The following is a 13,793-nucleotide window of genomic DNA, read 5'->3' as shown; positions in this document are numbered from 1 at the left end:
AATCAGTATTTCGCCCCTACAGTTCGTGGTTGTCATCCTCTCGTCGCTCGGAAGCCCCTATGTCCAATGCCTATAAACGCGTCCTTCTCAAACTCTCCGGCGAAGCGCTGATGGGCGACGATGCCTTCGGCATCAATCGCGCGACGATCGAACGGATGGTGGCCGATATCGCCGAAGTCGTGCGTCTCGGTACGCAGCTCGCGGTCGTGATCGGTGGCGGTAATATTTTCCGCGGTGTCGCGGGTGGCGCGGCCGGCATGGACCGCGCGACGGCCGACTACATGGGGATGCTCGCGACGATGATGAACGCGCTGGCGCTGCAGGACGCGATGCGCCACGCCGGCATCGAGGCACGCGTGCAGTCCGCGCTGCGGATGGACCAGGTCGTCGAGCCGTATATCCGGCCCCGCGCGATCCGTCAGCTCGAGGAAGGCCGCGTCGTGATCTTCGCGGCCGGTACGGGCAACCCGTTCTTCACGACGGACACGGCTGCCGCACTGCGCGGTTCGGAAGTGGGCGCGGAAGTCGTGCTGAAGGCGACCAAGGTCGATGGCGTATATTCTGCCGATCCGAAGAAGGATCCGTCGGCCACGCGCTACACGACGATCACGTTCGACGAGGCGATCAGCCGCAACCTGCAGGTGATGGACGCGACGGCCTTTGCGCTGTGCCGCGACCAGAAGCTGCCGATTCGTGTTTTTTCGATCAACAAGCCGGGCGCGCTCAAGCGCATCGTGCTGGGCGAGGACGAAGGTACGCTCGTCCACGTGTAAACTCCCGCGGATGCGGGTCGTCGGCCCTGGCGTGCGTGGCGCGCCGGGCAGTGCCCGCGTTTTTTGAAGGTTTGAAGGTTCGGAGGTTGAAATGAGTGTCGCTGATACCAAGAAGGGCGTCGAGCAGAAGATGCTGCGCTCGATCGATGCATTCAAGAGCGATCTGGCGAAGATCCGTACGGGCCGTGCGCACACCGGCATGCTCGATCACGTGCAGGTCGACTACTACGGGTCGATGGTGCCGATCTCGCAGGTTGCCAACATGACGCTCGTCGACGCGCGCACGATCGGTGTGCAGCCGTGGGAAAAGCCGATGGTCGCGAAGGTCGAGAAGGCCATTCGTGAAGCCGATCTCGGCCTGAATCCGGCAACGTCCGGCGACCTGATCCGCGTGCCGATGCCCGCGCTGACGGAAGAGCGCCGCCGCGAGCTGACCAAGGTCGTCAAGAGCGAAGGCGAAACGGCCAAGGTCGCGATCCGCAACCTGCGCCGCGACGCGAACGAAGCGCTCAAGAAGCTCGTGAAGGACAAGGAAATCTCGGAAGACGACGAGCGCCGTGCGAGCGACGACGTGCAGAAGCTGACCGACAAGCACGTTGCCGAAATCGACAAGCTCGTGCAGAGCAAGGAAGCCGAGATCATGACGGTCTGACGACCGTCCTCGCGCGCCGCCTTCTTCCCGCATTACTGTCTCAACGGCCATGACCTATACCAGCTCTACCGTTCGCGTGCCTGACGTCGGCGTCGTGCCGCGTCACATCGCGATCATCATGGACGGCAACGGCCGTTGGGCGACCGAACGCCGCTTGCCGCGCGTCGCGGGGCATACCCGCGGCGTCGATGCCGTCCGGGCGGTGGTCGAAGGCTGCGCGCGTGCCGGCGTCGAATACCTGACGCTGTTCGCGTTCAGTTCGGAGAACTGGCGCCGGCCGAACGACGAAGTGTCGTTCCTGATGCGGCTCTTCATCACCGCGCTCGAGCGCGAGGTCGGCAAGCTCCATGCGAACGGGATCCGCCTGCGTGTCGTCGGCGATCTCGACCGCTTCGAGCCGCGCATCCGCGAACTGATTCGCCGCGCCGAAACCAAGACGGCGCGCAATACCCGTCTTACGCTTACCATCGCGGCCAACTACGGCGGCCGGTGGGACATCCTGCAGGCGACGAAGAAGCTCGTCGAGCAGGCCGTGCGCGAGGGGCGCGAGGTCGAAGTGACCGAGGACGCGTTCGCGCCGCACCTGGCGATGGCCTATGCGCCGGAGCCCGATCTTTTCATCCGTACCGGTGGCGAGCAGCGCGTCAGCAACTTCCTGCTGTGGCAACTCGCGTACGCCGAGTTCTATTTCACCGACAAATACTGGCCGGATTTCGATGGCGCGGCACTGGCCGACGCCATGGCGTCGTATACGGAGCGCGAGCGCCGTTTCGGCCGCACGAGCGCACAGCTCGAACCGCAATCGCAGAACGCCGACTCCTTTTCATGCTGAAAACCCGTGTGATCACGGCGATCGTGATGCTGGCGGTATTGCTGCCGGTGACGCTGTTCGCGCCGCTCAACGCGTTCGGCGCGCTGATCGGCGTCGTGCTCGTGTTCGCCGCGTGGGAATGGGCGCGCCTGCTCAAGCTCGGCGGCTTCGGTCCGGTCATTTATGCAGTCGTCGCGGCGCTTGCGCTCGCGGCAACGGCGCCGCTCGGCGTCGATGCCGCTTCGTCCCGTCCCCTTTTCATGGCAGCCGGCGTGTTCTGGCTGCTGGTCGGCCCGTTCGCGCTGCGGCGCAAGCCTGAACTCGCGGGCGGCGTATGGCGGCCGTTCCTGCTGGCGGCCGGCCTCGTGGTCTTTGCAGCCTGCTGGCACGCGCTCGTCGCGGCGCGCGCGCGGGGTGTGCCGTTCGTGCTGTCGCTGCTTCTGGTCGTCTGGCTGGCCGATATCGGCGCATACTTCGCGGGCAAGGCTTTCGGAAAGCGTAAACTGGCCATCACGATCAGCCCCGGCAAGAGCTGGGAAGGCGCGATCGGTGGCTGGCTCGCCGTGATGGTCGTCGCCGGTGTCGCGATGGCCGCGCATGCGTTCGAGCCGACCCTGTTTTCCGCGTTCGCCGTGCGCTACGGGATGCCCGGCGCATGGGCCGCACTGACGCTGCTGGTCGCGTACAGCGTGATCGGCGACCTGTTCGAGTCGCTGTTGAAGCGGCAGGCGGGCGTGAAGGATTCGAGCGGACTGCTGCCTGGCCATGGCGGCGTGCTCGACCGTGTCGACGCGTTGCTTCCGGTGCTGCCGCTCGCGATGCTGCTGCTTGGTTAAACCACTATTTCTGTTATGCAAAAACGTCTGACATTGCTCGGTTCCACGGGCTCGATCGGAGACAGCACGCTCGACGTGGTCGCGCGCCATCCCGAGCGCTTCTCGGTCTACGCGCTGACCGCGCACCGCAACGGCGACAAGCTGGTCGAGCAATGCCTGCGCTTCGCGCCTGAAGTGGCGGTGGTCGGCGACGCCGCGACCGCCGCGCACGTCGACGCGAAACTGCGCGCGGCGGGCAGCAAGACGACCGTGCTGCACGGGCCGCAGGCGCTCGTCGACGTGTCGAAGAGCGACGGTTGCGACACGGTGGTCGCGGCGATCGTCGGCGCGGCGGGCCTCGCGCCGAGCCTCGCCGCTGCGCGCGCAGGCAAGCGCATCCTGCTCGCGAACAAGGAAGCGCTGGTGATGTCGGGCGCGATCTTCATGGATGCCGTGCGCGACCATGGCGCGATCCTGCTGCCGGTCGACAGCGAACACAACGCGATCTTCCAGTGTATGCCGCGCGATGCGGCCGAGCACGGCGGGATCTCGAAGATCATCCTGACCGCGTCGGGCGGCCCGTTCCGCACGCGCGAGCCGGCCACGCTCGTCGACGTGACGCCGGACGAGGCGTGCAAGCACCCGAACTGGGTGATGGGCCGCAAGATCTCGGTCGATTCCGCGACGATGATGAACAAGGGCCTCGAGGTGATCGAGGCGCACTGGATCTTCGGGCTGCCGGGCGACCGGATCGACGTGCTGATTCATCCGCAGAGCGTGATCCATTCGCTCGTGTCGTATCGCGACGGCTCGGTGCTCGCACAGCTCGGCAACCCCGACATGCGCACGCCGATCGCGCACGCGCTCGCGTTCCCCGAGCGCGTCGACGCGGGCGTCGATCAGCTCGACCTCGCGCAGATCGCCCAGCTGTCGTTCGAGCAGCCCGATTACGCGCGCTTCCCGTGCCTCGCGCTCGCGCTGAAGGCGCTGGAGGAAGGCGGCATCGCGAGCGCCGCATTGAACGCGGCGAACGAAGTGGCGGTCGAAGCGTTTCTCGAGCGCCGCATCGGCTTCATGGCGATTGCGGCGACGGTCGACACCGTGCTCAGCACGCTGCCGAACCGCGCGCCCAACGGGCTCGAAGACGTCCTGGCGGCGGATGCCGAGGCACGCCGCCTCGCCGCCGAAATCATTGCCAAAGCGCCTGCGCCTCGCGTGGAGCGTACTGTCTGAATGGGGTGCTCATGAACGTGCTGGTCGAACTGATCGCGTTTGCGGTGGCGATCGGGGTGCTGGTCGTCGTGCATGAGTACGGACATTATCGCGTCGCGCGCTGGTGCGGCGTGAAGGTGCTGCGTTTCTCGATCGGCTTCGGCCAGCCCATCGCGCGCTGGGTCAGCCGCAGGACGGGCACCGAGTGGACGCTGTCCGTGCTGCCGCTCGGCGGCTACGTGAAGATGCTCGACGAGCGCGATTCCGGCCCCGGCATTCCGCCCGAGGAGCTTGGCCAGGCGTTCAATCGACAGTCGGTCTACAAGCGCATTGCGATCGTCGCGGCCGGGCCGATTGCGAACTTCCTGTTGGCAATCGTGCTGTTTTCCGTCGTATTTGCCACCGGCGTGACCGAGCCGGCCGCGATCGTCGCGCCGCCGGCCGCCGGCACGGCGGCGGCGCGCGCGGGCTTCGACGGCGGCGAGACGATCGTGTCGATCCGCAACGTGCGCACCGGCGACGCGCAGGGCGGCGAGTCCGAGCCGGTACGATCGTGGTCGGACCTGCGCTGGAAGCTGCTGGCGGCCGCGTTCGATCACAGCGAGATCGTGCTCGGCGCACGCGACGGCAACACGACGTTCGATTTCCGCGTCGACCTCCGCAACGTTCCCGAAACCCAGCTCGACGACGATTTCATGGCCCATCTGGGCTTCGAGACCGGTGGCGGCACGCTGTCGGTCGCATCGGTGCAGCCCGGCAGCGCAGCGGAGCAGGCGGGCCTGAAGTCCGGCGACAAGCTGGTCGCGCTCGACGGCAAGCCGATCGGCGGTGCGTCGCGCTTCATCGATTTCGTGAAACACCATGCGGGCAAGCCGCTCGACCTGCAGATCGAGCGCGACGGCGCCGCGCAGACGGTGTCGATCGTGCCGCAGATGCAGCGCGACGATGAATCGGGGCAGCAGGTCGGCCGGATCGGCGCGGCGCTGTCGATGCATGCGCCGTCCGTCGACGTGCGTTACGGGCCGATCGAGAGCCTGCGGCTCGGCGCGCACCGCACGTGGGACATCTCCGTGTATTCGCTGCGGATGTTCGGGCGCATGATCACGGGCAACGCGTCGCTGAAGAACCTGTCCGGCCCCGTGACGATTGCCGACTACGCGGGCAAGAGCGCGCGACTCGGTCCGTCCGCGTTCCTGTCGTTCCTCGCCCTTGTCAGCATTAGCCTTGGCGTCCTGAACTTGTTGCCGATTCCCGTTTTGGACGGGGGGCATCTGTTATATTATGCGGTTGAAGCCGCGACCGGGAAAGCCGTCTCGGAGCGCTGGCAGCTGATTCTGCAAAGAGCCGGGTTGATCTGCATCGTCGCGTTGTCGGCGATCGCGCTGTTCAACGATCTGGCTCGGTTAATCCATTTCTGAAGCGTCAGGCGGCGGCCGCTGGGCAGCCGCCTGATTTGATGCAGCTAAATATTGGGGATGCATGTTGTTCAAACCTCATCGCTTTGTACCTAAGACAGTTGCAGCGGCCGCGCTCGCCGCGCACGGCCTCGCGGCGCATGCAGCGGCACCGTTCGTGGTGCAAGACATCAAGATCGAGGGGCTGCAGCGCGTCGAAGCGGGTTCGGTGTTCGCCTACCTGCCGATCAAGCAGGGCGATACCTTCACGGACGACAAGGCATCCGAAGCAATCCGCGCGCTGTACGCGACGGGCTTTTTCAACGACGTACGCATCGCCACGCAGGGCAACGTCGTCATCGTGCAGGTGCAGGAGCGTCCGGCCATCGCGTCGATCGACTTCACCGGCACGAAGGAATTCGACAAGGACAACCTGACGAAGGCGCTGCGCGCGGTCGGCCTTGCCGACGGCCGCTATTACGACAAGGCGCTTGTCGACAAGGCGGAGCAGGAGCTCAAGCGCCAGTACCTCACGCGCGGCTTCTACGCGGCCGAGGTCAAGACGACGGTCACGCCGGTCGACGCGAACCGCGTGTCGATCCTGTTCGCGGTGGCCGAAGGCCCGAGCGCGAAGATCCGCCAGATCAACTTCATCGGCAACAAGGCGTTCAAGACCAGCACGCTGCGCGACGAGATGCAGCTGTCGACGCCGAACTGGTTCTCGTGGTACACGAAGAACGACCTGTACTCGAAGGAAAAGCTGACGGGCGACCTCGAGGCCGTGCGCTCGTACTACCTGAACCGCGGTTATCTCGAGTTCAACATCGATTCGACCCAGGTGTCGATCTCGCCCGACAAGAAGGACATGTACCTGACGGTCACGCTGCACGAAGGCGAGCCGTACACGATCTCGGGCATCAAGCTGTCGGGCAACCTGCTCGATCGCGAGGCCGAACTCAACAAGCTGATCAAGATCAAGCCGGGCGACCGCTTCTCGGCCGAAAAGCTGCAGCAGACCACCAAGTCGATCGTCGACAAGCTCGGTGAATACGGCTACGCATTCGCGACCGTCAACGCCCAGCCGGACATCGACCAGGCGAACCACAAGGTGAACCTGAACCTCGTCGTCGATCCGAGCCGCCGCGTGTACGTGCGCCGCATCAACGTCGTCGGCAACACGCGCACGCGCGACGAAGTGGTGCGCCGCGAAATGCGCCAGCTCGAAAGCTCGTGGTTCGATTCGAACCGCCTCGCGCTGTCGAAGGATCGCGTGAACCGTCTCGGCTACTTCACCAACGTCGACGTGACGACGGTGCCGGTCGACGGCACGAACGACCAGGTCGACGTGAACGTGAAGGTCGACGAAAAGCCGACCGGCGCGATCACGCTGGGTGCCGGCTTCTCGTCGACGGACAAGGTCGTGCTGTCGGCTGGCGTGTCGCAGGACAACGTGTTCGGTTCGGGTACCAGCCTGTCGGTGAACGTCAACACCGCGAAGAGCTACCGCACGCTGACCGTCACGCAGGTCGACCCGTACTTCACGGTCGACGGCATCAAGCGGATCACGGACGTCTACTACCGCACGTACCAGCCGCTCTACTATTCGACGAGCTCGAGCTTCCGGATCATCAGCGCGGGCGGCAACCTGAAGTTCGGCATCCCGTTCTCGGAAGTCGACACCGTCTACTTCGGCGCGGGCTTCGAGCAGAACCGTCTCGACGTCGATTCGAACACGCCGCAGAGCTACCAGGATTACGTGAACCAGTTCGGCCGCGTGTCGAACACGGTGCCGCTGACGGTCGCGTGGTCGCGTGACGCGCGTGACAGCGCGCTGATTCCGAGCCGCGGCTACTTCACGCAGGCGAACATGGAGTACGGCGTGCCGGTCGGCAAGATCCAGTACTACAAGGCCGACCTGCAGGCGCAGTACTACTATTCGTTCTCGCGCGGCTTCATCCTGGGCATGAACCTGCAGGGCGGCTACGGTAACGGTATCGGCAACCCGTACCCGATCTTCAAGAACTACTACGCGGGCGGTATCGGCTCCGTGCGTGGCTACGAGCCGAGCTCGCTGGGCCCGCGCGACACGAAGACGAACGACCCGATCGGCGGTTCGAAGATGGTCGTCGGCAACATCGAACTGACGTTCCCGCTGCCGGGCACGGGTTACGACCGCACGCTGCGCGTGTTCACGTTCCTCGACGGCGGTAACGTGTGGGGCAACGCGCCGGGCGGCACGAGTACGGGCGCCAACGGCCTGCGTTACGGCTACGGCGTGGGTCTCGCGTGGATCTCGCCGATCGGCCCGCTCAAGCTGAGCCTCGGCTTCCCGCTGCAGAAGCACGAAGGCGATCAGTACCAGAAATTCCAGTTCCAGATCGGGACGGCGTTCTGACCGAACGCATGACAACAGCAACGAGAGGGTAATTTTGCTAACCGGTAAGTTTTCGAAACGAGTGATGTGCGCGCTGACCGTTGCGCTGGCCTTGGGCGCTGCGACGGTACACGCACAGGACGTCGCCCGCATCGCGGCGGTCAATTCGGATCGGATCCTGCGCGAGTCGGCGCCCGCGAAGGCGGCGCAGACGAAGCTCGAAGCCGAGTTCGCGAAGCGTGACAAGGATCTGCAGGATCTGGCGGCGCGCCTGAAATCGATGTCCGATTCGCTGGACAAGAACGGCGCGTCGCTGTCGGCGGCCGACCGCGCGCAGAAGCAGCGCGATCTCGCCCAGCTCGATACCGACTTCCAGCGCAAGCAGCGCGAGTTCCGCGAGGACCTGAACCAGCGCCGCAACGAGGAGCTGGCGGCCGTGCTCGAGAGGGCGAACAAGGTCATCAAGCAGATCGCCGAGCAGCAGAATTACGACCTGATCGTGCAGGAAGCCGTGTACGTCAGCCCGCGCATCGACATCACCGACAAGGTGCTCAAGGCGCTCGCGTCCGGCTCGACGAACTGAACGGAGCAGACGACGAATGGCATTGACGCTTGAGGAACTCGTAAAGCGGTTCGGCGGCGAGATCGCCGGCGACGCACAGTGCAAGGTGAGCGGGCTCGCACCGCTCGACCAGGCTGGCCCGCAGCAACTCGCGTTCCTCGCGAATCCGAAGTACCTGTCGCAGGTCGAGTCGACCCGCGCCGGCGCGGTGCTGATCGCGCCGAAGGATCTGGAAAAGCTGGGCGCGGCCGCTACTGGTCGCAATTTCATTGTCACGCCGAATCCGTACGCGTACTTCGCACGCGTTGCGCAGATGTTCATCGATCTGGCCACGCCGCAGCGTGCCGCCGGCGTGCATCCGAGCGCGACGATCGATCCGGCCGCACAGGTCGCCGCGAGCGCGGTGATCGGCCCGCACGTGACGGTCGAGGCCGGTGCGGTGATCGAAGACGGCGTGCAGCTCGACGCGAACGTATTCATCGGCCGCGGCACGACGATCGGCGCGGGCTCGCACCTGTATCCGAACGCGTCGGTGTACCACGGCTGCAAGGTCGGCCCGCGCGCGATCATCCATGCGGGCGCCGTGATCGGCTCCGACGGCTTCGGCTTCGCACCGGATTTCGTCGGTGACGGCGACGCGCGTACCGGCAGCTGGGTCAAGATCCCGCAGGTCGGCGGCGTATCGATCGGCCCGGACGTCGAGATCGGCGCGAACACGACGATCGACCGCGGTGCGATGGCGGATACCGTCATCGACGAATGCGTGAAGATCGACAACCAGGTGCAGATCGCCCACAACTGCCGGATCGGCGCCTACACGGTGATCGCCGGCAAGGCGGGCATCGCGGGCAGCACGACGATCGGCCGCCACTGCATGATCGGCGGCGCGGCCGGGATCGCCGGCCACGTGACGCTCGGCGACTATGTCATCATCACCGCGAATTCGGGCGTGTCGAAGTCGCTGCCGAAGGCCGGCATCTATACCAGCGCGTTCCCGGCCGTCGACCACGGCGAATGGAACAAGAGCGCCGCGCTCGTGCGCAACCTCGACAAGCTGCGCGAGCGCATCAAGGCGCTCGAAGCCGCGCTCGCCGCCCAGGGCGGCACGCACGCCTGAGCGCATCATGCGAGATCTCGAACCGGGCACGGCCAGCGCAACCGGCCCGGTTTGCCAGACAGGGCCGCACGGCGGCCCGCTTCAGCCTTTGCATCACCACCGCGCAGCCTCTGCGTGAGACGAACCATCATGAGCACTGAAAAAATCAATCTCGACATCCACAAGATCCTCACGCTGCTGCCGCATCGCTACCCGATTCTGCTCGTCGATCGCGTGCTCGAACTCGAGCCGCACAAGGGAATCAAAGCGCTGAAGAACGTGTCGATCAACGAGCCGTTCTTCCAGGGGCATTTCCCGAAGCGGCCGGTGATGCCGGGCGTGCTGATCCTCGAGGCACTCGCGCAGGCCGCGGCGCTGCTGACCTTCTCGGAAGAGCAGCCGAAGGATCCGGAGAACACGCTGTACTACTTCGTCGGGATCGACGGCGCGCGCTTCAAGCGTCCGGTCGAGCCGGGCGACCAGCTGATTCTGAACGTGACGTTCGAACGCTACATCCGCGGCATCTGGAAGTTCAAGGCGGTGGCGGAAGTGGACGGCAAGGTGGCGGCGGAAGCCGAACTGATGTGCACGGTCAAGACGACCGACGCGGCGCCCTGAGCGACGCGGCACGCACAGGCAACGCAACGCGACACATCACATCGAGAGGCAACGGCGCATGACCAGGATTCATCCCACCGCGATTGTCGAACCGGGCGCGCAGATCGACGAATCGGTCGAGATCGGCCCGTACGCGATCGTCGGTCCGCATGTCACGATCGGCGCGCGCACGACGATCGGTTCGCACAGCGTGATCGAAGGCCATACGACGCTCGGCGAGGACAACCGCATCGGCCATTACGCGTCGGTCGGCGGTCGTCCGCAGGACATGAAGTACAAGGACGAGCCGACGAAGCTCGTGATCGGCAACCGCAACACGATCCGCGAATTCACGACGATCCACACGGGCACCGTGCAGGACGTCGGCGTGACGACGCTCGGCGACGACAACTGGATCATGGCCTATGTGCACATCGGCCATGACTGCACCGTCGGCAGCCACGTGATCCTGTCGAGCAACGCACAGATGGCCGGCCACGTCGAGATCGGCGACTGGGCGATCGTCGGGGGGATGTCGGGCGTCCACCAGTTCGTGCGCATCGGCGCGCACTCGATGCTCGGTGGTGCTTCGGCGCTCGTGCAGGACATTCCGCCGTTCGTGATCGCGGCGGGCAACAAGGCAGAGCCTCACGGGATCAACGTCGAAGGGTTGCGCCGGCGCGGTTTCTCGCCCGACGCGATCTCCGCGCTGCGCAGCGCTTACCGCCTGCTGTACAAGAACGGTCTGTCGTTCGAGGAAGCGAAGGTGCAGCTGCGCGAGCTCGCGGAAGCGGGCGGCGACGGCGACGCGGCGGTCAAGGCGTTCGTCGAATTCATCGACGCGTCGCAACGCGGCATCATCCGCTAAGCGATGCCGCTTCCGACCACACAGCTCCGGCTTGCGATGGCGGCCGGCGAACCGTCGGGCGACCTGCTCGGGGCATCGCTGCTCGGCGGGCTGCGCGAGCGGCTGCCCGAATCGGCCCAGTTCTACGGGATCGGCGGGCAGCGGATGATCGCGCAGGGCTTCGACTCGCACTGGCAGATGGACAAGCTGACCGTGCGCGGTTATGTCGAGGCGCTGGGCCAGATCCCCGAGATCCTGCGGATTCGTGGTGAGCTCAAACGCCAGTTGCTCGCCGAGCGGCCGGACGCGTTCATCGGCATCGACGCGCCCGACTTCAACTTCAACGTCGAACAAGCGGCCCGCGACGCAGGTATCCCGTCGATCCACTTCGTGTGCCCGTCGATCTGGGCATGGCGCGGCGGCCGGATCAAGAAGATCGCGAAATCCGTCGATCACATGCTGTGCCTGTTCCCGTTCGAACCGGCGATTCTCGACAAGGCAGGCATCGCGTCGACCTATGTCGGCCATCCGCTGGCCGACGAGATCCCGCTCGAACCCGATACGCACGGTGCGCGCATCGCGCTCGGATTGCCGGCCGACGGCCCGGTGATCGCGGTGCTCCCGGGCAGCCGGCGCTCGGAAATCGCGCTGATCGGCCCGACGTTCTTTGCGGCGATGGCGCTGATGCAGCAGCGCGAGCCCGGTGTGCGGTTCGTGATGCCGGCGGCGACGCCCGCGCTGCGCGCGCTGCTGCAGCCGCTCGTCGATGCGCATCCGCAGCTCGCGCTGACGCTCACCGACGGCCGCTCGCAGGTCGCGATGACGGCGGCCGACGCGATCCTCGTGAAGAGCGGTACGGTCACGCTGGAAGCCGCGCTGCTGAAGAAGCCGATGGTGATCTCGTACAAGGTGCCCTGGCTGACCGGGCAGATCATGCGCCGGCAGGGTTACCTGCCGTACGTCGGCTTGCCGAATATCCTGGCGGGGCGTTTCGTCGTGCCCGAGCTGCTGCAGCATTTCGCGACGCCCGAGGCGCTCGCCGATGCGACGCTCACGCAGCTGCGCGACGACGCGAACCGCCGCACGCTCACCGAAGTATTTACCGAAATGCATCTTTCGCTGCGGCAGAACACGGCCGCGAAGGCCGCCGAAGCGGTCGTGCGCGTGCTCGAACATCGCAAGGGGCGCGCATGACCGCAGTACGTGCATCACGCCGCCGCGCGTCGAGCGACGAGCAGGGCGGCTTCGACTTCAGCCGCCCTGACGAGATCGTCTGCGGTGTCGACGAAGCGGGCCGCGGCCCGCTCGCGGGGCCGGTGGTGGCCGCCGCGGTGATCCTCGATCCGGCGCAGCCGATCGACGGGCTCGACGATTCGAAGGCGCTGTCCGCGAAGAAGCGTGACGCGCTGTACGACCTGATCGTTGCACGTTCGCGCGCGTACTGCGTCGCATCGGCGAGCGTCGACGAAATCGATACGCTGAACATCCTGCACGCGACGATGCTCGCGATGAAGCGGGCCGTCGAGGGCCTGTCGGTCCTGCCGACGCTCGCGCAGATCGACGGCAACCGCTGCCCGACGCTGGCGGTGCGTGCCGAGGCGATCGTCAGCGGCGACGCGCTGGTGCCGAGCATCTCGGCCGCGTCGATCCTCGCGAAGGTCACGCGCGATCGCATGCTCGTCGACCTGCACGCGCGTTTCCCGGTGTACGGCTTCAACGTGCATGCGGGCTACGGCACCGCGAAACACCTTGCCGCACTGCGCGAGCATGGCCCGTGCGAAGCGCATCGGCGCTCGTTCGCGCCGGTTCGTGCGGCACTCGACCTGATTCGATGAAAAGCATTACTTCCCGCGACAATCCGCTGTACAAGCGCCTGAAGGCGCTCGCGGGCTCGACGTCCCATCAGCGCCGCGGCGGCCAGGCGCTGCTCGAAGGATTCCATCTCGCGAGCGCGTACCTCGATACGGGCGCAACGCCGGAGCTGTGCGTGGCGACCGAAGGCGCGCTCGGCCACGCCGAAGCGCAGGCGATCGTCGCACGGGTGAACGCGCAGCGGATCGTCACGCTGCCCGACGCACTGTTCGGGCAGTTGTCGAACGTCGTCAACGGCGTCGGTTTCCTGCTGCTCGTCGACCGGCCCGAACAACCGCTGCCCGCTCGCGTCACGCATACGTCGGTCGTGCTCGACGGCGTGCAGGATGCCGGCAACGTCGGCTCGATCCTGCGCAGCGCGGCGGCGGCCGGCGTGCGCCACGTGTTCTGTGCGCCGGGAACGGCGTATGCATGGTCGTCGAAGGTGCTGCGCTCGGGCATGGGTGCGCATTTCCTGCTGTCGATCCATGAGGACGTCGACGCTGCCGCGCTCGCCGAACGCCTCGACGTGCCGGTTGCACTGACCGACTCGCACGGCGCGCAGGCGGTCTACGATTGCGACCTGTCGGGGCCGGTTGTGTGGGTGTTCGGCAACGAGGGCGCCGGCGTGTCGGCGTTCTGGCGCAACGCGGCCACGCATCGCGTGACGATCCCCCAGCCGGGCGGGATGGAGTCGCTGAACGTCGCAGCGGCGGCGGCGGTGTGCCTGTTCGAGCAGGTACGTCAGCAGCGGAGTGCGTGACGCCGCGCATGCGCATTTCCCGCCCCATGAAAGAAGGCCGCGTTCG

Annotated in this window: 14 protein-coding genes; all 14 read left to right on the top strand. The window is 66.0% G+C overall.

Features of this window, described 5'->3' with window-relative positions:
* Nucleotides 1-59 precede the first annotated feature (59 nt).
* The 14 genes from pyrH (at nt 60) to ACPTTF_RS10880 (ending at nt 13,747) form a co-directional block, all read left to right on the top strand.
* Complete coding sequence (gene pyrH, locus ACPTTF_RS10945) at nt 60-773, top strand: UMP kinase (RefSeq protein ID WP_011352459.1); 714 nt, start codon at nt 60-62, stop codon at nt 771-773.
* Between the two features lie 91 nt (nt 774-864).
* Nucleotides 865-1,425 (top strand): ribosome recycling factor, encoded by a 561-nt coding sequence (gene frr, locus ACPTTF_RS10940; RefSeq protein WP_014896735.1) that lies wholly within the window; start codon nt 865-867, stop codon nt 1,423-1,425.
* 49 nt (nt 1,426-1,474) lie between these two features.
* Nucleotides 1,475-2,257: a polyprenyl diphosphate synthase gene (gene uppS / locus ACPTTF_RS10935; RefSeq protein WP_423371179.1), complete on the top strand. Its 783-nt coding sequence runs from the start codon at nt 1,475-1,477 to the stop codon at nt 2,255-2,257.
* On the top strand, nt 2,251-3,072 hold the full coding sequence (locus tag ACPTTF_RS10930; protein WP_166960018.1) for a phosphatidate cytidylyltransferase: 822 nt from the start codon (nt 2,251-2,253) through the stop codon (nt 3,070-3,072). The genes uppS and ACPTTF_RS10930 overlap by 7 nt, the downstream gene beginning before the upstream one ends.
* Nucleotides 3,073-3,087: 15 nt before the next feature.
* Nucleotides 3,088-4,284 carry a 1-deoxy-D-xylulose-5-phosphate reductoisomerase gene (locus ACPTTF_RS10925; RefSeq protein ID WP_423371178.1) on the top strand — a complete coding sequence of 399 codons (1,197 nt, stop codon included), beginning with the start codon at nt 3,088-3,090 and terminating at the stop codon, nt 4,282-4,284.
* A gap of 11 nt (nt 4,285-4,295) precedes the next feature.
* Nucleotides 4,296-5,681 carry an RIP metalloprotease RseP gene (gene rseP, locus ACPTTF_RS10920; protein ID WP_423371177.1) on the top strand — a complete coding sequence of 462 codons (1,386 nt, stop codon included), beginning with the start codon at nt 4,296-4,298 and terminating at the stop codon, nt 5,679-5,681.
* A gap of 61 nt (nt 5,682-5,742) precedes the next feature.
* Nucleotides 5,743-8,052 carry an outer membrane protein assembly factor BamA gene (gene bamA, locus ACPTTF_RS10915; RefSeq protein WP_423371176.1) on the top strand — a complete coding sequence of 770 codons (2,310 nt, stop codon included), beginning with the start codon at nt 5,743-5,745 and terminating at the stop codon, nt 8,050-8,052.
* A gap of 64 nt (nt 8,053-8,116) precedes the next feature.
* Nucleotides 8,117-8,614 (top strand): OmpH family outer membrane protein, encoded by a 498-nt coding sequence (locus tag ACPTTF_RS10910; protein ID WP_043190836.1) that lies wholly within the window; start codon nt 8,117-8,119, stop codon nt 8,612-8,614.
* A gap of 16 nt (nt 8,615-8,630) precedes the next feature.
* Nucleotides 8,631-9,710, top strand: coding sequence for a UDP-3-O-(3-hydroxymyristoyl)glucosamine N-acyltransferase (lpxD, locus tag ACPTTF_RS10905; protein WP_423371175.1), 1,080 nt, complete (start codon nt 8,631-8,633; stop codon nt 9,708-9,710).
* 129 nt (nt 9,711-9,839) lie between these two features.
* Complete coding sequence (gene fabZ / locus ACPTTF_RS10900; protein ID WP_166960010.1) at nt 9,840-10,307, top strand: 3-hydroxyacyl-ACP dehydratase FabZ; 468 nt, start codon at nt 9,840-9,842, stop codon at nt 10,305-10,307.
* A gap of 58 nt (nt 10,308-10,365) precedes the next feature.
* Nucleotides 10,366-11,154, top strand: coding sequence for an acyl-ACP--UDP-N-acetylglucosamine O-acyltransferase (lpxA, locus tag ACPTTF_RS10895; protein ID WP_166960008.1), 789 nt, complete (start codon nt 10,366-10,368; stop codon nt 11,152-11,154).
* 3 nt (nt 11,155-11,157) lie between these two features.
* Entirely contained in the window at nt 11,158-12,327 is a 1,170-nt protein-coding gene (lpxB, locus tag ACPTTF_RS10890) for a lipid-A-disaccharide synthase (protein ID WP_166960006.1), read from the top strand.
* The gene (rnhB, locus tag ACPTTF_RS10885) at nt 12,324-12,968 is read left to right on the top strand and encodes a ribonuclease HII (RefSeq protein WP_166960004.1); all 645 of its coding nucleotides are present in this window, start codon (nt 12,324-12,326) and stop codon (nt 12,966-12,968) included. Before lpxB ends, rnhB begins: the two co-directional genes overlap by 4 nt.
* Nucleotides 12,965-13,747 carry a TrmH family RNA methyltransferase gene (locus ACPTTF_RS10880; RefSeq protein ID WP_423371174.1) on the top strand — a complete coding sequence of 261 codons (783 nt, stop codon included), beginning with the start codon at nt 12,965-12,967 and terminating at the stop codon, nt 13,745-13,747. Before rnhB ends, ACPTTF_RS10880 begins: the two co-directional genes overlap by 4 nt.
* The last annotated feature ends 46 nt before the right edge of the window (nt 13,748-13,793 follow it).

Source organism: Burkholderia crassaminum (genome assembly GCF_964265005.1).
Classification (GTDB): domain Bacteria; phylum Pseudomonadota; class Gammaproteobacteria; order Burkholderiales; family Burkholderiaceae; genus Burkholderia.
The sequence above is the reverse complement of the archived record's forward strand: the minus strand, read 5'-3'. Positions and strand labels throughout refer to the sequence as shown.